Raw genomic sequence first — 22443 nt, 5'->3', positions numbered from 1 at the left:
GCGGACCGCGGAGGGCATCGCACCCCCCGGGATCCGCGTCCCGGTCCCGACGCCGGGGAGAGAGACGGCGTCGTTCCTGTTCTGTCGAGAGTGACCAGTCAACGTGACATGCAGGTGTCAGGCAGGCCCGGCCAGTGCGCGCCAAGCCCGTGCTCGCGCGTCACCGCTGTCGTCAACGGCAGTTGCGCACACCTGACGATGCGCGCAACTGCGTCGATGCAGGCGTTTAGCGCGGCAGGTTCTTGGCCCAATACGCTTCGATCTGCGTCACCAGGCTTTCCGGCAGCGGCACATAGTCCAGCTGCTTGGCCTGGGCATCGCCCTTGCTGTAGACCCAACGGAAGAACTCCAGCGTGTTCTTGAGGCCAGCGGCGTTCTTGGGCTTCTTCTGCACCAGGATGAAGTTGGTGGCAGTGATCGGCCAGGCGTTGTCGCCTGCGGCATTGGTCATCACCAGGTAGAAGTCCTTGCTATTGCCCCAGTCGGCGCTGTTGGCCGCGGCGGCAAAGGTTTCATCGGACGGCTGCACGAACTTGCCGGCAGCGTTCTTCATCGCGGTGTAGGACATCTTGTTCTGCAGCGCATACGACAGCTCGACATAGCCGATGCCGCCCTTGATCTGCTTCACATAGGCAGCCACGCCTTCGTTGCCCTTGCCGCCGATGCCGCTCGGCCACTGCACGGCGGTGCCTTCGCCCACCTTGCTCTTCCAGTCCGGATTGACCTTGGACAGGTAGTTGGTGAAGTTGAAGCTGGTGCCCGAGCCATCGGAGCGATGCACTACGGTGATCTTGCCTTCGGGGAGCTTCACGCCCGGGTTGAGCGCGGCAATGGCCGGATCGTTCCAGGTGCTGATCTTGCCCAGGAAGATGTCGCCCAGGGTCTTGCCGTCGAGCTTAAGCGCGCCCGGTGCGATACCGGCCACGTTGACCACCGGCACCACGCCGCCGATCACCGACGGAAACTGGGCCAGACCGGCAGCGGCCAGTTCTTCCGGCTTCAGCGGGGCGTCGGAGGAACCGAAGTCCACACTGGCCGCCTTGATCTGGGCAATGCCGCCGCCCGAGCCGATCGATTGATAGTTGACCTGCTTCTTGGTGGCGGCGTTGTAATCGGCCGACCATTTGGACATCACCGGGTAGATAAAGGACGCACCGGCGCCGGTGACATCGGCAGCCTGGGCGCACAGTGCCAGCGAGGCGGCGAGCACGCCGACGGCCAGACGGGTCTTGAAGGAGTGGGTCACGGAACAGCTCCAGAGAGGGTAGGGATCACGACGTCCCGCAGTCGCGCCATTGCAGGGCAGCGGCATGACCGTGAGGTGTCGAAGAGATGACAGAAAGAAGATGGCGTTATCCAACGCACGCCGGGGAATGCCGGGTCACGCTGAGGTGCACTTGGCCACCGCATCCGCTCAAGCGCGTGCACGGTGGCCAACGGTGCGGACACTTACCAATAGAACTGCGCGCGTGCTTCGATGATCGATGGGTTGTCGTCGACCAGACCACGCGTGGCGCTGCTGTAACGGGTGCTTTCCACCTTCGCGTAGTCGAGTGCGAACTTGAAGTTGGAGCGCCAGTACCAGTTGGCACCGATGGTCCACACGTTCATTTTGCCGCCCAGCACGCCGTCCACGAATGGAGTGTTGCCGTTGGCGATCAGGTGGCCATCGTTGAGGTCCAGCGTGTCGTAGCGCGCGGCCAGCTGCCACAGGCCCGATGCCGGTTCGTTCGGCAGCGGGGTGGTCGGCACGCCGGCCTTGTAGCCCCAGGTTTCGCCAGTGATGTTCCACACGCCGCTGACGTACCAACCGTCGCTCTTGTAATCCTGCGCGTTGTTGCCGATGCGCTTGGCGGTCTCCTGGAAATATTCGCTCTGCAGCTTGAACGGCCCGGTGACCCACATCGCTTCGGCACCGGCCACGCCCACGCGATCCACATTGGTGATGGCGCCGCTGTCGATCAGACGGATGGTGGTGAGGTCGGCGTCCGGACGTGCGCGCAGACGCAGGGTGTCGTCGTCGGTGTCGTAACCCAGGTAGCTCAGGCCGAAATGCAGCACGTTGCCGCTTTCGTTGATCGGCGCCCAGGTGCCACGCGCGCCATAGCCGCTGCCATGGGCCTGGTTGCGGGTCAGTTCGCGGCCGAATGCGCTGGCAGTCACGCTCCAGTTGTTGTCACCCATGCCGTACGCCACGCCCAGCCGGCGCGAGATGCCGTAGGTATTGGTCACCGACGCCTTGGACACGAAGTCGTTGTTCTTGGTGCTGGACAGTTCTTCCAGGCTGTTGGGCTGCTTGAACTGACCGATCTGCAGGTAGTTATTGGCGTTGCCGCCAAACTTGTACTTGACGTTGTTGTCCAGAAAACGCCCGGTGCTGCGGATGGTGGTACCGCGGATGGTCACTTCCTTCAGCACGCTCGGGTCGTAGCCGGCCACCCATTCGATGTTGCCCGGGCCCTTGCCCTTGAGCACCAATTCGGCGCGACGGATGCTGAATTCGGAATTGTCGCCATTGGCACCGATCGGACCATTGAGGTCCTGCACATCGTTGTGGAACCAGTTGCCGTCGGCTTGGACCAGGCCTTCCAGCGAGACTTCGGAACCGCCGATCACATCGATGGCGATTTCGGCATGCGCGGCCGGTGCGGAAAGTGCCAGGAGTAGTGCTGCGCCAAGCAGGGTGGGAGCGAGTTTCATAGATGCCTTGCGACCTGAGAAAGTGGGCGCAGGCTATGGCGTGAAAGTTGCGTTAATGTGACAAAAACACTGAAACGTAATAAATGATTTTTGCCAATAAAGACAAGGATTTACGATGGTTTGTACTGTGTCATCGTGTGTCAAAAATCTGAACGTGCTGGCCATGTGACAGTGCACTGCATCACGCTGGGCCGGCGGCACTAGAGGCTGTCTGATCAGGCGACCTGAACCGGAACCCTTACCAACTGAACATATATGTCAGGTTGTGCAACGCACCACTTGCGCAGGCAGGTTCTAAATTGTTAGTTTCGAGGCCATGTTTCCTCGATTCCTCCAACTGCTGTTGGTCTGCCTGCTCGCGCTCACCGCGTGGTCGGCAGCCAATGCACACACGCGCATCTACGATGCGTTGGTGGGCGACGGCGTTGCGGTGATGGTGGAAGCTGGCGAAGAACGCGATGCAGCAGAAGATCCGCAGGACGATGGCGATACACAAAGCCAAGTCGACACACAGCCTGCAGACGATATCCCCTTGCTCTCCCAAGCTTGGCCGATGCTGGCGCGGTATTCCCCTTCTTGGCACGCGCATCATGCGCCGGCAAATCAAAAACGCGACCTGATCCCGCAACTGCGTCCTCCAAACGCGCTGCTTGGCTGATCCCCGCTGTCGCTGTACCCGGTGCACTGCGCGCCGGATTTCTTATTGATTTGTTTGTCTTTGCAATTCGCGGTTTGCGCCGCGGACGGCTATTCGTTGCCTAGAGGAATCTCCCATGGAAAGTTTGCTAGAAGGTTTTCGTCATTTCCGTAAAGAAGTGTATCCGCGCCAGAGTGCGCGCTTTCAGGAACTGGCCGGCGGCCAAAGCCCGCATACGCTGTTCATCACTTGCGCCGACTCGCGCGTTATGCCGGAGCTGATCTTCTCCGCGCAGCCCGGTGAATTGTTCGTCTATCGCAACATCGGCAACGTGGTGCCGCCTTACTCCCAGCACGTCAGCGGCGTGGTTGCGGCGATCGAGTACGCCATCGCCGTTCTGGGCGTGCGTCACATCGTGATCTGCGGTCATACCGACTGCGGCGCGATGAAGGCAGTGCTCAAGCCGGAATCGCTGGAAGATGTTCCGTCCGTGGCGGCGTGGCTCAAGCACACCGATGCGGCACGTCACGTCACCGCGCATCACGGCCACGATCCGCATAGCCAGGACGCGTTGACCTGCATGACCGAAGAGAACGTGGTCTCGCAGCTCGATCACCTGCGCACGCAGCCGGTGGTTGCAGCCCGTCTGGCGGCTGGCACCTTGCGGATCCATGGCTGGATCTACGATATCGCCCACGGGGAGATCCGCGCCTTCGATGCCGAGAAGGGCGGCTTCCGCCCGTTGCTGGCCGAAAGCACTCCAGAAGCCACTCCGCGTCCGCGACTGCAGCAAGTCGTCCGCGCTGAACTCGTCTGACGGAGTCGATCATGAACACATCAGGTATCGGCGGATATTTCCGTCAGGGACTGTTCGGGCGTGATTTGTTGTCGTCTGTCGTGGTCTTTCTTGTTGCGCTGCCGTTGTGCATGGGTATTGCGATCGCGTCCGGAATGCCTCCGGCCACAGGTCTGATCACCGGCATCATCGGCGGGCTGGTCGTTGGCTTTCTGGCAGGCTCTCCTTTGCAGGTGAGCGGTCCGGCCGCCGGCCTGGCTGTGTTGGTGTTCGAACTGGTGCGTGAGCACGGCGTTGCCGCGCTTGGTCCGGTGATTCTGGTGGCTGGTGCGATTCAGCTGGTTGCCGGTCTGTGCCGCGCGGGTGTGTGGTTCCGCATGACATCGCCGGCCGTGGTGGCCGGCATGTTGTCGGGCATCGGCATCTTGATCGTGGCATCGCAGGCGCATGTGCTGATGGATGCCGCGCCCAAGGCGCGTGGTCTGGAAAACTTCGCTGCATTGCCTGCCGTGTTGTGGCAGGCGATCAGCGCAGGCACCGGCCGCACCGCATTGCTCGTGGGTCTGGCGACGATCGGCATCATCCTGGCCTGGGACAAGCTGCGTCCGACGCGTCTGCGCTTCCTGCCGGGTGCGTTGATCGCGGTGGTCGCGGTGACCGCGACGGCGCAGCTGCAGGGGCTGGACGTCAATCGTGTCGACGTTCCGACCAACCTGTTCTCGGCGATCACCATCCCCAGCTTCTCCGACATCTTTGGCGTGTTCAACCACACCTTGCTGGTATCGGCGGTGACCTTTGCCTTTATCGCCAGCGCCGAAACGTTGCTGTCGGCGGCGGCGGTAGATCGCATGCACCAAGGCGCACGGACGCAGTACGACCGTGAGCTGGCGGCGCAGGGCGTTGGCAATATGCTGTGCGGCTTCCTGGGCGCATTGCCGATGACTGGCGTGATCGTGCGTAGTGCGGCCAATGTCCAGGCCGGTGCAGCCACGCGGACCTCGACCATCCTGCATGGCGGTTGGTTGCTGGTCTTCGCAATGCTGCTGCCGTGGTTGTTGCGGATGACGCCGGTGGCATGTCTGGCCGGCATCCTGGTCTATACGGGCGTGAAGATGATCAAGATCGGGCAGGTGAAGGAGTTGGCGACCTACGGTCGTGGAACTGCGGCCATCTACCTGGCGACCACCTTCGCGATCGTGGCGACCGACCTGCTGACCGGCGTGTTGATCGGCTTTGGTCTGTCGCTGTTCCGTCTGGCCCTGCATTCGTCGCGTCTGAAGGTCGAGGTGCGCGAGCACGCCGACAAGAAGGACGAAATGCATCTGACCCTGCAGGGGTCGGCAACGTTCCTGAAAGTGCCGGCAATGGCGCGGACGCTGGAAAGCGTGCCGCCGAACACCGCGCTGCATCTGGACGTGGCCAAGCTGCATCACGTCGACCATGCCTGCATCGAGTTGCTGCGTGATTGGAGCCGGAATGCGGCTTCGCGCGGATGCGAGCTGGTAGTGGATTGGAAGGAGCTGGACCGCCGCGTCGAAGGTCAGCCGACCGTGGAAAGAACGTTGGTGGGCGAACCGCGCAAAGCGGCATAAGTCAGTGACAAACGCCCGGCGTTCGCGCCGGGTGACATCTGTCGTGACCGGATGATGCATGGCGCCGAAAGACGCATCATCCAGTCGCGATTTTTTTTGCGCCGGGATTGGGATTGGGGATGCGTGACCGCTTGTGTGTGGGCTGATGACACGAGGCGCCTAACGCCAACCTACTGATGGCGGCCATCTCTCAACCAGCGGTGCGATTGCCGGCAACGCGATTGCGTTGAGCAGCGGTGGCGGCATGCAGCTGGCCCGGTCCGGGTCTGATGGCTAGTGCGTGTCAGCCATATCGCCTTGGAGAGGCTCACAAAACGCAGCGAGCAGTCGTCAGGTAGGTGTGGACGGCACGCTTAGAACCGGCGTGTATGCGTGGTCCATGCCGCACCGAGCAGCGGCCGCGCCCGCCGGGCGGTGAGCGCAGTTGTTTCTTTAGCTTCCGCTAGGCCCGGTCAACGCTTCGGCGCTGCCGGCCGTTCGGCTGCCGCCGGGGTCTTGTCGCGGTAGCGGCACAGGTCATGAATCACGCAGCCCGGGCAATCGGGTTTGCGGGCCTTGCAGACGTAGCGCCCGTGCAGGATCAGCCAGTGGTGTGCGTCGTGCAGGAATTCTGCAGGGATGACCTTGACCAGTTTGTCTTCGACCGCGCGCACGTCCTTGCCCGGTGCAAGGCCGGTGCGGTTGGAGACGCGAAAGATATGCGTGTCCACGGCCATCGTCGGTTCGCCGAATGCGGTGTTGAGCACCACGTTGGCGGTCTTGCGGCCGACGCCGGGTAAGGCTTCCAGTGCTGCACGATCGTGCGGCACCTCGCCGCCGTATTGCTCGAGCAGAATGCGGCAGGTGGCGATGACGTTCTTGGCCTTGGCGTTGAACAGGCCGATGGTGGCGATGTAGCGCTTCAGTCCTTCTTCGCCAAGATCGAGAATGTCGCGCGGGGTATTGGCGACCGGATACAACTTACGGGTGGCCTTGTTGACGCCGACATCGGTGGCCTGCGCGGACAGCAACACTGCGATCAACAGCTCGAATGGCGTGGTGTATTCCAGCTCGGTGGTCGGGTGTGGATTGAGTTCGCGCAGACGCTCGAACATTTCCTGTATTTCAGGCTTGCGCATGCCGCTGCTGCGGCGCGCTGGCGGTGCAGGGCGTGCAGCGTTCAAGACGGCGTTCCTCCCGCTGCCTTGGCTTTGGCACGCGCCAGGATCGCCGCGGCCAACGGCGGCAACGCGGCCGCTGCCGGCTGGCTGGGTGCTGGTGCGGGCGTGCGCCGCGCGTCGCGTTCGGCGGCGCGGCGTTGCAGCCGAGCGGCACGTGCGCGATAGCGTTCGCGCGCGACCCAGGCAGCGCGCAGGCGCTGTTGTGCGGCGAGCAGGGCCGCCACGACCGGTGCATCCGCTGCATCGAGGTGCGGGTCGGGCTGGTAGTCCATCAGGCCAAGTTGCAGTGCACGATCGAGATCGTCCGCTTGCACGCAGTCGAACAAGCGCATGGCCAGTGCGCGCGGTGCCGGTAGGGTGGCGTGCGGCATCACGGTGCTCAGCGGTTGTGGAACTGTGCGGGGCGCTTGTCGAGGAACGCGCGGGTGCCTTCGCGCATGTCCTCGCTGGCGAACAGCAGCGCAAATTGTGCGGTTTCCAGCTGCAGGCCTTCTTCGATGCCGCATTCGCCGCCGAACACGACCGCATCCAGAATGCCGCGCAATGCCAGCGGCGCGGCGCTCGCCAGGCGTTGGGCCAGGGTCTGGGTTTCTTCCTGCAAGGCGTCGGGCTCGACCACGCGATTGACCAAGCCCAGTTGCAGTGCGCGCGCTGCATCGATCGGCATGCCGAGCAGGCACAGTTCCAGTGCTGCGGCACGGCCGGTCAGGCGCAACAAGCGCTGGGTGCCACCGAAGCCGGGAATCAGGCCGAGATTGATTTCTGGCTGCCCCAGCCGTGCGGTGGATGCGGCGATGCGCAGATGGCAGGCCATTGCCAGCTCCAGCCCGCCGCCGAGCGCAAATCCGTTGATCATGCCGATCACCGGCTTGGGCATGCGTTCGATCCGGCGCATCAAGTGCTGCCCGACCAGCGAAAATTCCCGGCCGTCCATCGCCGACAACGCGCTCATTTCGGCGATGTCCGCGCCGGCCACGAAGGATTTGGGCCCGGCGCCAGTGAGGACCACCACGCGCACGTCGTCGGCGCTTGCCGCGTCCACGAACGCCTGGTCCAGCGCCAGCATGGTGTCGCGGTTCAATGCGTTCAGTTTGTCCGGCCGATTGACCGTAATGGTCCGGACACTGGCGTGATCGGCGATCAGAATGACGTCATTGGACATGGCAAACCCTTGCGAACGTAAAAAAATAGTAAATACGGAACTTCCGAAAGCCTTGCTGGTCATAGCTTTCGTGATAAGTAGCGGTTCGGTATCGCGGCCGCTATCCTAGCGCGTCATCTCAGGCGGCAGACCCGTCCTGTGCCACCACCCTGGAGAATTGTTTGATGAAGTTGCGTTCTATCGCGGTCGCTGTGGCGGCCCTGGCCCTGACGGGCAATGCACTGGCCCAGGACACGACGTCCGAAAAGGGCAAGTTGAGCTATTACTTCGGTTACGACTACGGCAATAACCTTGCCGAACTCACCGGTCGCGGCGAGCAGCTCGACATCAACGCGGTGGTAAAGGGTCTGCAGGACGCCTATGCCAAGAAGCAGCCGGCGATCACCGCCGACCAGCTGAAGCCGGCGGTCGAAGCGTTCCAGAAGCGTGAGCAGGGCCGTGCCCAGCAGGCCAAGGCCGAGTACGACAAGGCCGCTGCTGCCAACAAGACCAAAAGCGAAGCGTTCCTGGCCAAGAACAAGGGCACCGCTGGCGTGCAGACGCTGCCAAGCGGCGTGCAGTACCGCGTGATCGAAGCGGGCAAGGGCGCCAAGCCGACCCAGGCCAGCACCGTGCAGCTGGAAGTGGCCGGTCCGTTCCCCTTCGGCGACCGTGAGAAGGCGCGTCCGGCGCAGCAGATCCCGGCCATCAAGGTCAGCGAAGTCGAAATGAAGGCCATGCGCGAGACCCTGCTGCAGATGCCGGCCGGCTCCAAGTGGGAAGTGACGTTGCCGTCGGATCAGGCCTACGGCGCCGACCCGCGTACGCCGTTCCCGCCGAACGTGGCCGTGCAGTTCGAGATCAAGCTGGTCAGCGTCAAGTAATAGCTTGTGCTGTTGCACTGACAACGCCGGCCACCAGGCCGGCGTTGTCGTTTTGGCGTCCCAACCTTGCTGAAGAGAGCGATGAAACACCCACGCCGCGGCTGCGGAAACGCGCGATGAGCGACACCGATTCCAATCGCGGGGATCTGCCCAGCCCGTGTATCGGTGTATGTTCGTTGGACGCGCAGTCGCACTGTGTCGGCTGCCTGCGCAGCCTGGATGAAATTGCACGGTGGATGAGCATGAGTGACGCCGAACGCCAGGAGTTGTTGCACACCGTGTTGCCTGCACGTGGGCTCATGGCGGCGCTGCCCGAGTACGCGCAGTTGCGCCGGGCGCTGTATTCGCTGGACACCGCACCCGACGGGCCGGGCTGGAACCATGCCGAACTGATCGATCTGAGCGAGGGCGGTGCGTCCGCCGAAGCGGCGGTGCTATGCGGCCTGGTGCCGCGCGAGCAGGGCACCATGGTGCTGCTGACCCGGCGCACCGACAGCCTGCGCCACCATGCCGGGCAGGTCAGTTTCCCGGGCGGGCGGATGGAACCTGCCGATGCTGATGCGGCAGCGGCGGCCTTGCGCGAGAGCTGCGAGGAGATCGCGCTGGGTGCGCAGCAGGTGCATGCGTTGGGGTATCTGGATCCGTTTTTGACCGTGAGCGGGTTTCGGGTCACGCCGGTGGTGGCGGTGATCGACCCCGCGTTCGTGGCGGTGCCGCAGCCGGAAGAGGTGGCCGAGGTCTTCGAAGTGCCGCTGGCCTATCTGATGGACCCGGACAATCTGCGCAGCGTGGAGCTGGAATTTCGCGGCCGCCAGCGGCGCGTGCTCGAATACGATTGGCCAGGGCAGCGCATCTGGGGCGCCACTGCGGCCATTCTCCTCAATCTTCGTCGTCGCCTGGAGCAGGTTGCATGAGTGCCGATCCGAACTGGACCACGCTGGTCGATAGCGCCACCTTGGCGGCGGCATTGCCGCACCCACAGCTGCGGCTATTGGATGCGCGTGCCACGCCACCAACCGCACCTGATCCGCAGGCGGCACGCAAGGCATACGCGCAGGGACATCTGCCCGGCGCGCATTACGTCGATCTCGATCGTGACCTGGCCGACCTGTCGCGTGCCGATCAAGGGCGGCATCCGTTGCCGCAGAGCGCCGACTTTGCCAGGCGCCTGGGCGCGTGGGGCATCGATCCGCACAGCCAGGTGGTGGTCTACGACGCGGGCGATGGCAGCATGGCCGCCGCACGCGCGTGGTGGATGCTGCGGTTGATGGGGCATCGCCGCGTGGCGGTGCTGGATGGCGGGCTGGCCGCGTGGCGCGGTGCCGGCTTGGCCGAGACCACCGAGCTGCCGGCAGTGCGAGATGGCGCCGCGTATCCCGGCAGTTTCGACACCGATGCCGTGGTGGACGCCGAACAGATCCTGACGCGGCTGGAGCAGGCCCCGGGTTGGCTGCTGGATGCGCGCGCCGGCGAGCGGTTTCGCGGTGAGGTGGAGCCGATCGATCCGATCGCCGGGCATGTGCCGGGTGCGGTGAGTCGTCCGCTGGGTCTGAGCCTCCGCGATGGCCGCTTCAAGCCGGCCGATGAATTGCGTTCCGAGCTATCTGCAGTGCTGGGCACGTATCGGCCCGAGCAGGCCGTGGTGATGTGCGGATCGGGCGTGACCGCCTGCCATCTGCTGTTGGCGCTGGAAGTGGCCGGTCTGTCCGGCGCGCGCGTCTATGCTGGTTCCTGGAGCGGCTGGTTGCAGGATCCGTCGCGTCCGGTCGCGACTGCTGCCTGATGCATGCACAATAGCCGCAGGAAGGGTGGTCTGTGGGGACGCAGGCTCACTGCGCGGAGCGCAGTTTCTTGCAGTGGTGGGTGGATGCATGCGGTTGCAGTTGCGGGTGGGCGCCTTGTGCGTCGCGGTGATGGCGATGGTTGCGTGTTCGGCTGAGTCTGGCGGTGCCGGCGCTGTGCGCGCGGCCAATCGTTCGAATGCCAATGAGCAGCAGGTGTATCAGGTCGCGCTGGAACGTGTTCGCGCGCAACGGCTGGCACACGTGCGCGCGCCCGATGGCTGGTTGAGCTATACCGCCTCCGGTCGCGTGCGTCCAGGTCGGTATCAGGTCGGCAGCGATCCGCACAGCGATGTCGTGTTGCCTGCCGGCCCTGCACAGCTGGGCCAGCTCAGCCTGGATGCCGAGGGCCACGTGCGCTTCAAGGCGGCTGCCGGTGCGGCGGTGAGCTTGAACGGACAGGCTGTCGATGACGTCAGCCTGGAGCCGGAGCGGGCTGAGCGGCGTGGCGACCGGCTCGATGTGGACAACCGGCAGTTCTATCTGGTGCAGACCGGCACGTTGTTTGGCTGGCGTTTTCGCGACCCGGCAGCGCCGGCGTTGACCGCATTTCAGGGCTTTGAGTATTTCCCGATCGACCCGCAATGGCGGGTCGATGCACGCTGGCAGCCGTATGCCGTACCGCGGACGGTGACCTTGCTGACCTCGATCGGCACGCCATTGACGGCGGAGGTTCCGGGTGAGGCGGTGTTTACCCGCGATGGTCGGGAATACCATCTGCAGCCGCTCGCGCAGGACGATGGCAGCGGTCTGTTTTTTCTGTTCACCGATCGCACCAGTGGCAAGGAAAGCTATGGCGGCGCGCGCTATCTGTTCACCGCGATGCCGCGCGATGGCCGTGTGCTGCTCGATTTCAATCTCGCCGAAAATCCGCCCTGCGCGTTCACCCCGCATGTGGTCTGTCCGATCGCTCCGCCGGAAAACCGGCTGGCGGTGGCGGTGAATGCGGGCGAAAAAACCTATCGCGCCGTGGATCCTTGATCGCGCGGGTTCTGCGTGCGTTGCCTGCGCGTGCCCGGTGCGCTCAACGCAATGCGTGCGCCCAGCCGACCGCCGCTTCGATACGGGGCCATGGAAACAGCGGGCCGGGATCGAGCTTGCGCTGGATCTTGCGTGCCGGATCGTCGCTGGCCGCTTCCTGGGTGGTGTCCAGTTCCTGATGACCGGCGATGCGGCGCACCGATGGCAGCTGCTGCTGCAGCCATTGCAGCAAGGTGATTAGCGTGGCGATCTGCACGTCCGGATACGCTTCGCGCATCGCTTGATGGCGCGAGTCGAGCCAGTGCGGATAGCGGCCGCTGTTGACCAGCTCGATGCCCAAGGTATGCGGATTGTGGCCGCGCACGTGATGCGCGACGCGGTCCAGCGCCACGTACTGCTGGATGCTGCCGTTGCGATCGATGTAGTAATGCCCGCTGTTGCCGGTGCCGCTGTCGTAGAGCACGCGCTCGCCGTAGTCGCGCGCCATGGCCATGTCGGGCAATTCGGTGCAGTGAATGACCACCATGTCGATGTGCTCGAGCCGGCGGCGTGCCAGTCGCGATTCGTAAGACAACGGCGCGTAGGTGATCGGTGGCGACGGCAGGACGGCATCGGACATGAAGCGAATGCTAGCATTCGCCGATGGCTTTGAATCCCGACAGCCCTTTGGGCAAATTGATGGCGACGCTGCCGCAGACCGGTCAGGTGACCTGGATCGGCGTGCGTCCGGCGCGTGATGTGGAGATGCTGGAGGTGGACGCCGCGCAGGCCACCACCGGCATCGGGCTGGTGGGCGATCGCTACAAGGGCGGCAGCGGCAAGCGTGGGATCACCTTGATCCAGGCCGAGCATCTGCCGGTGATCGCGGCGCTGGCAGGGCATGCGACGATCGCGCCGGCCACGCTGCGCCGCAATCTGGTGATCGCCGGCATTCCGCTGATCGCGTTGAAAGGGCGGCGCTTCCGCATTGGCGATGTCGAGCTGGAAGGCACCGACCCGTGCGACCCATGCTCGCGCATGGAAGACGCGCTGGGCGCGGGCGGCTACAACGCGATGCGTGGACACGGTGGGCTGTGCGCGCGCGTGCTGCGGGGCGGCGTGCTGCGTATTGGCGATACGGTACAGGCGCTATGAGCCGCGGCCATTGCATTCTGGCGCATGGGTTCGAAAGCGGCCCTGCGGCACGCAAGGTCAGCGCCTTGGCCGAGGTTGCCGACCGCCTGGGGTGGACCCATGAACGCCCGGATTTCACCGATCTTGATGCGCAGCGCGATGTCAGCCCGCTCGGTGACGTGCGCGGACGCCTGCAGCGATTGCTGCAGATCGCACGCGACGCCGCAGGCAAGGGGCCGCTAGTGCTGGTGGGTTCCAGTCTGGGCGCCTATATCGCGGCGCAAGTGTCGCTGCAGGTGCCGACGCGCGGGCTGTTTTTGATGGTGCCGCCAACCACGATGGGCCCGCTGCCGGCGCTGGATGCTGCGCCGGTGCCGATCTCGGTGGTGCATGCCTGGCGCGATGCGCTGATTCCCGCCGCAGACGTGATCGCCTGGGCGCAGGCGCGTCGGGCGCGGCTGTTGCTGGTCGACGATGAGCACGATCTCGCCGCGCATGTGGACACGGCAGCGAACGCGTTCGCCGAACTGTTGCAGCGCCTGTGATGCACGAGGCTGACGACATGTCGCCCACACCGGCCGAGCCGGCGATGGCGGTGCTGATTCGCGAGGCCAGCGATGGTGACGCCGCCGCCATCGAGATATTGACCATGGTGGCGTTCATGCGCGCCGAGCACAGCCGCCATGACGAACAGCATGTGATCGCCGCGCTGCGTCATGACGATGCGCTGGCACTGTCATTGGTCGCCGACCACGACGGGTATGTGGTCGGCCATCTGGCAGTGTCGCCGGTGAGCTTGTCCGACGGGTCGTCGGGCTGGTTTGCGCTGGGGCCGTTGGCGGTGGGCCCGGGCCACCAACGCCAGGGCCTGGGCAGTCGTCTGGTGCACGCAGCCCTGGCGACCTTGCGCGAACGCGGCGCGGCGGGATGCGTTGCCTTTGGTGAACCCGGTTTTTTCCGGCGGTTTGGGTTCGCCGTCGAGTCGGGGCTGAGCGTGCCCGATGCACCCGTATCGGAATTGCAGGCGCTGGCGTTCGGCGACCGGCTGTTGCCACTGGCCGATGTGGCCTATCACCCGGCATTCGGTCTGGGCTGAGTCGCGCGCAGCGCTGCACATGCGTGAACGGATGCAGTCGTGATCCTGCGCACAGGTGACGCCCGTTCGTTCACCGGCACCCTGCATCGCGCTTTCGGCCGCAGCGCATTGCCGCGTTCGTCACCATGGTCGGCAACAGCGATTGACGCTTGCCGAGGTGAAAAAAGATGCAATGTGACGTGCGACCGATGCCGCCCAGTGAACCGCGTGCCGGCCTGATTTCGCATGCGGGCGATACCTTGCAGGATGATGCGACCTTGCTTGCATCGATCCGGTCGCGACTGCGGCAGGACGCCAGCCGTTCTGCTGCCGAAGTGGAGCGTTTGCTGCAACTGGTCGATGCGCTGTGGGCAATGGAGTTGGGGCGGTTCCTGCTGCGCAATCGTGGGCTCAATGCGGAGTGGACGCATCGGTTGGTCACCTATGAGGCGGGAACGCTGCCGCAAAGCACTACGCCGGCACTGGAGTACGAAATTTTCGAGAAGACGCCGGCCGTGCTCGCAACCCGCGAGCGGTTCGGCATCTTCCGTGCGCAATTGCAGGCCTTGTTGCGGCCCGGCATGACGATCGCGTCGGTGCCGTGCGGATGGATGGGCGATGTGTTGAGCCTGGATTACCGGCAGTGCCCGGATGTGCGCTTGATCGGGATCGATCTGGACCCGCAAGCGCTGGACGGTGCGCTGCAGCTGGCACGTCGCTACGGGCTGGAGCAGCAGCTGTCGCTGCGGCTGGAAGATGCCTGGGCGCAGGGCGATGCAGACAGTGCGGACGTGGTGACCAGCAACGGCCTCAATCTCTACGAGCCGGACGATGCGCGGGTGGTCGCGCTCTATCGCGCGTTCTTCCACAGGCTGCGGCCGGGCGGCACGCTGGTGGCAAGTTTCCTGACGCCACCGCCCAGCCTGTGCGCGGAATCCACGTGGAAACTGGCCCTGATCGACCAGGCATCGCTGGTGCTGCAGAGCCAGGTCTTCATCGATATCGTCCAGGCGCGCTGGGCATCGTTCCGCACCCATGCGCAAACGCGCGCACAGCTGGAGAGTGCCGGCTTTGCAAGCGTGCGTTTCATCGACGATCGCGCCAGCATCTTTCCCACTGTGATCGCGCAAAAGCCGATGCATGCCTGAGGGTAGCGACGACGCAGCGACTCTCTCGCGGCATGGAGTGTCGGTGCGTGCCGGCGAGTGTCCGCTGCGTTGGCGCGCGATTGCGGATACCGATAACGCCAGGCGCGCGCGTCGGCGAAGAGCAGCTAACAAAACGACTGCACTCACCGCCAGGCGGACACGGCCGGTGCTCGGTGCGGCATGTGCCACGCGTGCACTGCGGTTCTGAGCGCGCGGTCCGTATCCACCTGACGACTGCACGCTATGTCTTGTTAGCCGCTCCAAGGGGCAGGGCGGGCTAAAAGCGTGCAGGCGTGCGTTTTCCTGCGGATATCTCGCAGTCGTTGAGCGGATTGTTCGGCGCAGTGATGTTCAGGGGTTTCGGTGCAGCCGCAGACCGGCCTACACTTGTGCTGCACCCACTGTTCGAGGATTGGTCCAATGCGCCATTGATGCCGCCGTCGTGATGACGGCCATACCCGTTGCCGTTCCGTCTGGAACGCGACGTGTCCTGGCATGCAATGGAGGTACTGATGACCTGTCCGTCGTTGACGCTGGAAAGCGTCGCGTTCGTGCTGCCCGATGGCAGCACGCTGTTTTCCGATCTCACCCTGCACATCGATCAGCGCCGCACCGGCCTGGTCGGTCGTAATGGGGTGGGCAAGAGTGTGCTCGGCCGTCTGCTGGCCGGGCAGCTGGCACCCAGCAGCGGCCGCTGCGTACGCCATGGCAGCGTGCATTACCTGCCGCAGCGCGTGAGCGCGATGGCGGGGCAGCGCATCGCCGATCTGGCAGGTGTGGCGCCGTTGCTGGACGCGCTGGACCGGATCGCCGCCGGGAGCGTGGCGCCCGCCGATTTCGAGCGGGTGGGCGAGCGCTGGAATGCCCACGCCGAGTTCGCCGCAGCGCTCGAGCAGCAAGGGCTGGGTGGCCGCGATCCACAGGCCCCCGCCGCGCATCTGAGTGGCGGCGAAGCCATGCGGGTGGCGCTCGCCGGCGCCTGGCTGACGCAACCGGACCTGCTGATCCTGGATGAGCCCAGCAACCATCTGGACGGCCCGCAGCGACAGCGGCTGCTGGCGCAGTTGCAGGCTTGGAAGGGTGGGTTGCTGATCATCAGCCATGACCGGCTGCTGCTGGATGGCATGCAGCGCATCCTGGCGCTGTCCGCGCACGGGGTGCGCAGTTATGGCGGCAACTACACCCACTACGCGCAGCAGCACGCACGCGAGCAGCAGGCGGCCGGCGAGCTGCTTGCGCAGCGCAAACAGGCACGTGCGCACGGCGAACAGGCATTGCGCGAGCAGCACATGCGCCAGCAGCAACGCCAGGCGCGTGGCGCGCGCGCGGCGGCGCAGGCCAATCAGGCGCCGATCCTGCTCGGGGGCCAGCGGCAGCGCAGCGAGGTCAGCGCCGGACGGCTGCAGCAGCACCGTCAGGCCGAACAAACGCGCTTGTCGGAGGCGGTGACGCAGGCCGCAGCCCAGGTGGAGGTCCCACTGGCCATTGCGTTGCTGGCACCAGCGACGGCGGCAGGCGCGTCGCAACGCCTGGCGACCCTGCAGCAGGTGGAGCTGGCGGATGGGCGGCTGGGTGGGCGACGCGTAGATCTGCTGCTGCACGGCCAGCCCCGCGTCGGGCTGGTCGGCCCGAACGGCAGCGGTAAATCCTCGCTGCTACAGCTGTTGGGCGGGCGCCTGGCGGCACAGGCGGGCAAGTGCGAGGTGCATGTGCCGGTGGCCTATCTGGATCAGGATCTGGGCATGCTCGACCCGGCGCGCTCGGCCGCCGCACAGCTGTGCGATGCCGACCCCGCCGCCGCCGAGCACGCCCAGCGGCTGCGCCTGGCGTTGCTGGGGCTGGACCGCCAGCGTGCCGACCTGCCCACCGGCCAGCTCAGCGGCGGCCAGCGGCTCAAGGCAGCGCTGGCCTGCGCGCTGTATCGGGCCCAGCCGGCGCAGCTGCTGTTGCTGGACGAACCCACCAATCATCTGGATTTGGCCTCCGTCGAGGCGATCGAGACGCTGCTGCGCAGCTACACCGGGGCGCTGCTGGTGGCCTCGCACGATGCCGCCTTCCTGGACCGCTTGGGCCTGCAGCAGCGGCTGGACACCGGGCAGGCGCAGTGGCGGCTGGCGCCCTGGTGAACCGTGCGGCGGGCCCTGCAGCCGGCGGGGGTGGTAATGCCGGCCGCGATGGCCGACCATTTGCGGCCCATCCACGGCGTCCACGGCACTGCCCACCCGGGCGCCGGCCCGCTGTCCTGCTCCCACGCTCGCCGCCGCGCCAGCGTCTTATCGATACCTGCCTACGTGAAATTCTTCGCATCCTGTGCCAAAGGCCTGGAATACCTGCTTGCCGACGAGCTGCTTGCGCTCGGTGCCAGCAAGGCCACCGCTACCATCTCCGGCGTCAATGTCGAGGGTGAACCGCGCGACGCGCTGCGCGCCGTCATGTGGTCGCGCCTGGCCAGCCGGGTGCTGTGGCCGCTCACCGAGTTCGACTGCCCGGACGAGGACGCGCTGTATGCCGGTGTGTCCGAGCTGCCGTGGGACGAGCACCTGTCGGTGGGCCACACCTTGTCGGTGGATGCGCACGTCTCCGGCACCTCGATCACGCACGCGCGCTATGCCGCACAGCGCATCAAGGATGCGGTGGTCGACACCATGCGCCGGCAGGGGCTGGAACGCCCGTCGGTGGATGTGGAAAGCCCCGACCTGCGGTTGAACCTGTCGCTGCGCAAGGGCCGTGCCACCATCTCGATCGACCTGGGCGGCGGCCCGTTGCACCGGCGTGGTTGGCGCATGGCGCAGAACGAAGCGCCGCTGAAGGAAAACCTGGCTGCTGCCGTCCTGCTGCGCGCCGGCTGGCCGCGCGCATATGCCGACGGCGGCGGCTTGCTGGACCCGATGTGCGGCAGCGGCACGCTGTTGATCGAAGGCGCCTTGATGGCCGCCGACGTCGCGCCCGGCCTGCAGCGCTACGGCAGCGATGTGCCCAGCCGTTGGCGCGGGTTCGACCGTGCGGTCTGGCAGCAGCTGGTCGACGAAGCGCGCGAACGCGACAGCGCCGGCCGTGCCGCGCTGAAGCAGGTGATCCACGGCAGCGACATGGACCCGCATGCGATCCGCGCCGCCAAGGAGAACGCACAGGTGGCCGGTGTGGCCGAGGCGATCTGGTTCGGCGTGCGCGAGGTCGGCGACCTGCAGACCCCGCCGCAGGCCACCGGCGTGGTGGTCTGCAATCCGCCGTACGACGAGCGTTTGGCTGCCGATGCGGCCTTGTATCGCAAACTGGGCGATACCCTGCAGCGCGTGGTGCCGCAGTGGCGTGCGAGCCTGCTGTGCGGCAATGCCGAGCTGGCCTACGCCACCGGCTTGCGCGCGGGCAAGAAATACCAGTTGTTCAATGGCGCGATCGAGTGCGCGTTGATCGTCTGCGACCCGATTGCAGTGCCGCGCCGTACCCCGTTGGCAGCGCCCACCGCGCTCAGCGAAGGCGCGCAGATGGTGGCCAACCGCCTGCGCAAGAACCTGCAGAAATTCAAGAAGTGGCGTGCCCGCGAAGGCATCGAGTGCTTCCGCGTCTACGATGCCGACCTGCCGGAATACTCCGCTGCCATCGACGTGTATCAGCAAGCCGATGGCGACCGGCGCAGCTTCCTGCATGTGCAGGAATATGCCGCGCCGGCGACCATTCCCGAGGCGGATGTACGCCGGCGTCTGGGCGAGTTGTTGGCCGCTGCGCGCGAGGTGTTCGAGGTGCCGGCCGAGCGCGTTGCACTGAAGTCGCGCGAGCGTGGCAAGGGCGGCAGCAAGTACGGCCGCTTCGAGCAGCGCAACGAAATCGTCAATGTTCGCGAGCACGGCGCGCTGCTGCGGGTGAACCTGTTCGATTACCTCGATACCGGCCTGTTCCTGGATCACCGCCCGTTGCGCGGCACCATGGCGCAGCAGTCCAAGGGGCGGCGCTTCCTCAACCTGTTCTGCTACACCGGCGTGGCCAGTGTGCAGGCGGCGGTGGCTGGCGCCAGCGCCACGACCAGCGTGGATCTGTCCGGCACCTATCTGCAGTGGTGCGCCGACAACCTGGCCTTGAACGGCCAGGCCGGCAGCAAGCACAAGCTGGTGCAGGCCGATGCGCTGGCCTGGCTGGAGGCCGAGCGCGCGCACTTCGACGTGATCTTCTGCGACCCGCCGACCTTCTCCAACTCCGCGCGCGCCGAGGATTTCGATATCCAGCGCGAGCATGTGCGCTTGCTGCGCGCGGCGGTGGCGCGCCTGGCGCCGGGCGGCGTGCTGTATTTCTCCAACAACTTCCGCCGTTTCAAGCTGGATGAAGAAGCGGTGGCCGAGTTCGCGCAATGCGAGGAAATCAGCCCGCGCACCATCGACCCGGATTTCGAACGCCATGCGCGCATCCATCGCGCCTGGCGGTTGACGGCCTGAGCCGAGGCCGGCCGATGTGGCGGTGTGCCGTGGCGCCCGCTGCGTGCGTCGCGGCGGCCACTGCGCAGCGGCGGCCGCGCGTGCGAGGGCAGGGCGCGTCGCCAACAAGCCCACCACAGCGCTGCGGTATGCTGATTCGCATGCTTTGGAGTCAACGATGACCGCATCACCCCGCATTGCCTTTGTGGCCAGTCACACCGAGCCCGCCGTGAACGCGCGGGCGCGTCTGGTGCAGCGTTACGGCGATCATCCGCTGGAGACCGCCGAGATCGTCTGTGCCCTGGGTGGGGATGGCTTCATGCTGCAGACCCTGCATCGCCATGGTGCCGCCGACAAGCCGGTGTTCGGCATGAAGCTGGGCTCGGTCGGGTTTTTGATGAACCAGTACCGCGACGACGAAGACGACTTGCTGGTCCGCCTGCAACGTGCCGAACCTGCGCATCTGCGGCCGCTGGAAATGCTGGTGCAGACCGAATCCGGCACCAGTGCCGGCTCGCTGGCGTACAACGAAGTCTCGCTGTTGCGGCAGACCCGCCAGGCCGCGCATCTGAGCGTGGATCTCAATGGCCAGACCCGCATCGCCGAACTGATCGGCGACGGCGTCATGGTCGCAACGCCGGCCGGCAGTACCGCTTACAACTATTCGGCGCACGGGCCGATTCTGCCGCTGGGCTCGCACACGCTGGCACTGACGCCGATTGCGCCGTACCGCCCGCGCCGTTGGCGTGGCGCCATTCTCAAGGCCGATACCGAAGTGCGCTTTCGCGTGCTCGACCCGTACAAGCGCCCGGTCAGCGTCACCGCCGACTCGCACGAGATTCGCGACGTGGTGGAAGTCACCATCCGCGAATCCACCGAGCGCCGCGTCACGTTGCTGTTCGATCCGGAACACAATCTGGAAGAGCGCATCTTCAGCGAACAGTTTGCGGTGTGAGGGGCATTCGGGATTGGCAACGGCAAGGGCGCCGCAAGAGCGCTTTAAACGTGTCCGCACACGCTACGATGCTGCACGGATGCCCGATGCAATTCCGCTCTCCCGTTCCTGCTTCTACCGATTCCCCACCCCCCACTCCTTATTCCCGGCACCCAAATGGCTGACAACTCCCCCAGGTTATTGACCATCGCGGTGACCTCGCGCGCGCTGTTCGATCTTGAAGAAGGCCATGCGCTGTTCGAGGCGAACGGGGTGGAGGCGTATTCGGCGTTCCAGCGCGAGCACGAAGACGACATCCTGCAGCCGGGGGTCGCGTTTCCGGTGGTGCGCAAGCTGTTGGCGCTCAACCACGATGTGCCCGAAGAAACCCCGCGCGTGGAGGTGATTCTGCTGTCGCGCAATTCTGCCGATACCGGGTTGCGCATCTTCAATTCGATCCAGCACTACAACCTGGGCATCGTGCGCGCGACTTTCACGTCTGGTCAGCCGACCTGGCCGTACGTGAAACCGTTTGGTACCGATCTGTTCCTGTCGGCCAATCCGGAATCGGTACGGCGTGCGCTCACTCACGGCATTGCCGCGGCCACCATCATGCCGCGTGCGCCGGGCGAACGTGCCGAAGCGGCCGCAGCGATCGTGGACAACGATGAGAGCCGCCTGCCCACCCAGCTGCGCATCGCCTTCGACGGGGACGCGGTGATCTTCGGCGACGAGAGCGAGCGCATCTCGCGCGAGCAGGGTGTGGAAGCGTTCGGGCGCCATGAGCGCGAGCGCGCACGCGAACCGCTGTCGGTTGGGCCGTTCCGCAATTTTTTGTCGGCGTTGCATGCGCTGCAGGCGGCGTTTCCTCCCGGCGAAGCGTCGCCGATCCGCACGGCGCTGGTCACCGCGCGTTCGGCGCCTGCGCATGAGCGGGTGATCCGGACCTTGCGCGAGTGGGGCGTGCGCCTGGACGAAGCGCTGTTTCTCGGCGGCCGGCACAAGGGGCCGTTTCTGGAAGCGTTTGGCGCAGATATCTTCTTCGACGACTCGCAGCACAACATCGACAGCGCACGCCAGCATCAGCATGTGGCGGCCGGCCACGTGCCGCACGGCGTGGCCAACGATCCGCCGAGCCGATGAGCGAGTCGCCGCAGTCGCCAGCGCGTGCTGGGTTGCTGCGGACCTGGCGCACGCTGGAACTGACCTTCACCGACGACACGGTGCAGACCCGCATGTCGCGCTGGGCGCCGCATCGGCTGATGCTGCCGTATACGCGCAGCATGCTGGCTGCGCTGTGGCTGCAACCGCGCCCGGAATGCATTGGGCTGATCGGCGTGGGTGGCGGTGCGCAGGTGAAGTTCTGTCATCGCTACCTGCGCAGCACGCGTCTGGAAGCGGTGGAAGCCGACCCGCAGGTGCTGGCGTTGCGCGATGCATTCGCAATCCCGCGCGACGACGCGCGGCTGGAGATCACGCTGGGGGATGGCGCCGACTGGATCGGCCACCGCGCCGGACGCTACGACCTGTTGTTGCTGGATGCCTACGACGCCGATGGCATTCCGCCGGCTTTGTGCACGCCTCAGTTCTACGCCGATTGTCGCGCGGCCTTGCGCGAGGGCGGGGTGTTGGCGCTGAATCTGTTTCAGGTGCCGATGGCCGAGCATCTGGCGCAGTTGCGAGAGCTGTTCGATGGGTTGGTGCTGCTGCTGCCCGAACCGGATCTGCGCAACCAGGTGGTGTTCGCCTGGAACAACCGACGCACACCGGGGACGCCGGACGCCGCGCTGGCCGGGTTGGCATGGTCGGCACGCCGTCAGTTGCGGCCGTCGATGCTGCGCTTGCAGGCGGCGTGGCAGGAACGGGCCTGGCGGTTTTCCTGAGGCATTGCGTCCTGCAGGTCCGGCCAACAGCGGCTAACGCAACGTCGCGAGCAGCCGTCAGCTGGATGTGGACGGCGCGCTCAGAACCGGAGTGCACGCGTGCGGCATACCAATGTCGTCCACCGGCCGCATCCGCCTGCGCAGTCGTTTGA

The 22443-nt window shown here is 65.4% G+C and carries 22 protein-coding genes and 3 other RNA genes; 17 read left to right on the top strand and 8 right to left on the bottom strand.

Annotated elements, in window-relative coordinates; all coding sequences use genetic code 11:
- Positions 1-226: 226 nt before the first annotated feature.
- The gene (pstS, locus tag VC212_RS00635; RefSeq protein WP_323514069.1) at positions 227-1246 is read right to left on the bottom strand and encodes a phosphate ABC transporter substrate-binding protein PstS; all 1020 of its coding nucleotides are present in this window, start codon (positions 1244-1246) and stop codon (positions 227-229) included.
- Positions 1247-1449: 203 nt separating this feature from the next.
- The gene (locus tag VC212_RS00630; RefSeq protein ID WP_323514067.1) at positions 1450-2700 is read right to left on the bottom strand and encodes an OprO/OprP family phosphate-selective porin; all 1251 of its coding nucleotides are present in this window, start codon (positions 2698-2700) and stop codon (positions 1450-1452) included.
- Between the two features lie 337 nt (positions 2701-3037).
- On the opposite strand from VC212_RS00630, the gene VC212_RS00625 reads away from it, so the two are divergent.
- The 3 genes from VC212_RS00625 to VC212_RS00615 all read left to right on the top strand — a co-directional run bounded on the left by VC212_RS00625 (position 3038) and on the right by VC212_RS00615 (position 5725).
- Positions 3038-3358: a hypothetical protein gene (locus VC212_RS00625; protein WP_193552544.1), complete on the top strand. Its 321-nt coding sequence runs from the start codon at positions 3038-3040 to the stop codon at positions 3356-3358.
- Between the two features lie 115 nt (positions 3359-3473).
- The gene (locus tag VC212_RS00620; protein WP_055844743.1) at positions 3474-4154 is read left to right on the top strand and encodes a carbonic anhydrase; all 681 of its coding nucleotides are present in this window, start codon (positions 3474-3476) and stop codon (positions 4152-4154) included.
- A gap of 11 nt (positions 4155-4165) precedes the next feature.
- Positions 4166-5725: a SulP family inorganic anion transporter gene (locus VC212_RS00615; RefSeq protein WP_323514066.1), complete on the top strand. Its 1560-nt coding sequence runs from the start codon at positions 4166-4168 to the stop codon at positions 5723-5725.
- A gap of 304 nt (positions 5726-6029) precedes the next feature.
- Here the strand turns inward: VC212_RS00615 and VC212_RS00610 are convergent.
- The 4 genes from VC212_RS00610 to VC212_RS00595 form a co-directional block, all read right to left on the bottom strand.
- Positions 6030-6106, bottom strand: a non-coding RNA gene (locus tag VC212_RS00610) — sX9 sRNA.
- Between the two features lie 71 nt (positions 6107-6177).
- The gene (nth, locus tag VC212_RS00605; RefSeq protein WP_311238739.1) at positions 6178-6843 is read right to left on the bottom strand and encodes an endonuclease III; all 666 of its coding nucleotides are present in this window, start codon (positions 6841-6843) and stop codon (positions 6178-6180) included.
- Between the two features lie 41 nt (positions 6844-6884).
- Positions 6885-7256: a hypothetical protein gene (locus VC212_RS00600; RefSeq protein ID WP_323514065.1), complete on the bottom strand. Its 372-nt coding sequence runs from the start codon at positions 7254-7256 to the stop codon at positions 6885-6887.
- 8 nt (positions 7257-7264) lie between these two features.
- Positions 7265-8047: an enoyl-CoA hydratase-related protein gene (locus tag VC212_RS00595; protein ID WP_323514064.1), complete on the bottom strand. Its 783-nt coding sequence runs from the start codon at positions 8045-8047 to the stop codon at positions 7265-7267.
- A 164-nt stretch (positions 8048-8211) separates the two neighbouring features.
- On the opposite strand from VC212_RS00595, the gene VC212_RS00590 reads away from it, so the two are divergent.
- The 4 genes from VC212_RS00590 (at position 8212) to VC212_RS00575 (ending at position 11732) form a co-directional block, all read left to right on the top strand.
- Positions 8212-8910: an FKBP-type peptidyl-prolyl cis-trans isomerase gene (locus VC212_RS00590; protein WP_104613852.1), complete on the top strand. Its 699-nt coding sequence runs from the start codon at positions 8212-8214 to the stop codon at positions 8908-8910.
- A 116-nt stretch (positions 8911-9026) separates the two neighbouring features.
- The gene (locus tag VC212_RS00585) at positions 9027-9824 is read left to right on the top strand and encodes a CoA pyrophosphatase (RefSeq protein WP_055844732.1); all 798 of its coding nucleotides are present in this window, start codon (positions 9027-9029) and stop codon (positions 9822-9824) included.
- Positions 9821-10693 (top strand): sulfurtransferase, encoded by an 873-nt coding sequence (locus tag VC212_RS00580; protein WP_323514063.1) that lies wholly within the window; start codon positions 9821-9823, stop codon positions 10691-10693. Before VC212_RS00585 ends, VC212_RS00580 begins: the two co-directional genes overlap by 4 nt.
- An 88-nt stretch (positions 10694-10781) precedes the next feature.
- Entirely contained in the window at positions 10782-11732 is a 951-nt protein-coding gene (locus VC212_RS00575; protein WP_323514062.1) for a DUF1684 domain-containing protein, read from the top strand.
- A 43-nt stretch (positions 11733-11775) separates the two neighbouring features.
- Here VC212_RS00575 and VC212_RS00570 read toward each other — a convergent pair whose 3' ends face one another.
- Positions 11776-12351 (bottom strand): N-acetylmuramoyl-L-alanine amidase, encoded by a 576-nt coding sequence (locus tag VC212_RS00570; protein WP_055844723.1) that lies wholly within the window; start codon positions 12349-12351, stop codon positions 11776-11778.
- Positions 12352-12374: 23 nt separating this feature from the next.
- On the opposite strand from VC212_RS00570, the gene VC212_RS00565 reads away from it, so the two are divergent.
- From VC212_RS00565 to VC212_RS00520, 10 genes are all read left to right on the top strand, one after another.
- Positions 12375-12866, top strand: coding sequence for an MOSC domain-containing protein (locus VC212_RS00565; RefSeq protein ID WP_055844720.1), 492 nt, complete (start codon positions 12375-12377; stop codon positions 12864-12866).
- The gene (locus VC212_RS00560) at positions 12863-13390 is read left to right on the top strand and encodes an alpha/beta fold hydrolase (protein WP_055844717.1); all 528 of its coding nucleotides are present in this window, start codon (positions 12863-12865) and stop codon (positions 13388-13390) included. The genes VC212_RS00565 and VC212_RS00560 overlap by 4 nt, the downstream gene beginning before the upstream one ends.
- 44 nt (positions 13391-13434) lie before the next feature.
- Positions 13435-13941 (top strand): N-acetyltransferase, encoded by a 507-nt coding sequence (locus VC212_RS00555; protein WP_323514264.1) that lies wholly within the window; start codon positions 13435-13437, stop codon positions 13939-13941.
- A 167-nt stretch (positions 13942-14108) separates the two neighbouring features.
- Positions 14109-15068 carry a class I SAM-dependent methyltransferase gene (locus tag VC212_RS00550; protein ID WP_323514060.1) on the top strand — a complete coding sequence of 320 codons (960 nt, stop codon included), beginning with the start codon at positions 14109-14111 and terminating at the stop codon, positions 15066-15068.
- A gap of 180 nt (positions 15069-15248) precedes the next feature.
- Positions 15249-15325: non-coding RNA, sX9 sRNA (locus tag VC212_RS00545), on the top strand.
- 255 nt (positions 15326-15580) lie between these two features.
- On the top strand, positions 15581-17194 hold the full coding sequence (locus VC212_RS00540) for an ABC-F family ATP-binding cassette domain-containing protein (RefSeq protein WP_323514263.1): 1614 nt from the start codon (positions 15581-15583) through the stop codon (positions 17192-17194).
- A gap of 165 nt (positions 17195-17359) precedes the next feature.
- Positions 17360-19495 (top strand): bifunctional 23S rRNA (guanine(2069)-N(7))-methyltransferase RlmK/23S rRNA (guanine(2445)-N(2))-methyltransferase RlmL, encoded by a 2136-nt coding sequence (gene rlmKL, locus VC212_RS00535; RefSeq protein WP_323514262.1) that lies wholly within the window; start codon positions 17360-17362, stop codon positions 19493-19495.
- Positions 19496-19652: 157 nt separating this feature from the next.
- Positions 19653-20429, top strand: a complete 777-nt coding sequence (locus VC212_RS00530; RefSeq protein WP_115527524.1) for an NAD kinase — start codon at positions 19653-19655, stop codon at positions 20427-20429.
- A 156-nt stretch (positions 20430-20585) separates the two neighbouring features.
- Positions 20586-21551: a 5'-nucleotidase gene (locus VC212_RS00525; RefSeq protein WP_115512039.1), complete on the top strand. Its 966-nt coding sequence runs from the start codon at positions 20586-20588 to the stop codon at positions 21549-21551.
- Positions 21548-22291 carry a transferase gene (locus VC212_RS00520; protein WP_323514059.1) on the top strand — a complete coding sequence of 248 codons (744 nt, stop codon included), beginning with the start codon at positions 21548-21550 and terminating at the stop codon, positions 22289-22291. The genes VC212_RS00525 and VC212_RS00520 overlap by 4 nt, the downstream gene beginning before the upstream one ends.
- 31 nt (positions 22292-22322) lie before the next feature.
- On the opposite strand, the gene VC212_RS00515 is transcribed toward VC212_RS00520, so the two are convergent.
- A non-coding RNA gene (locus VC212_RS00515) (sX9 sRNA) lies at positions 22323-22399 on the bottom strand.
- Positions 22400-22443: the final 44 nt, after the last annotated feature.

This window comes from Xanthomonas sp. WHRI 8932A (assembly GCF_035012785.1).
Taxonomy (GTDB): domain Bacteria; phylum Pseudomonadota; class Gammaproteobacteria; order Xanthomonadales; family Xanthomonadaceae; genus Xanthomonas.
The sequence above is the reverse complement of the archived record's forward strand: the minus strand, read 5'-3'. Positions and strand labels throughout refer to the sequence as shown.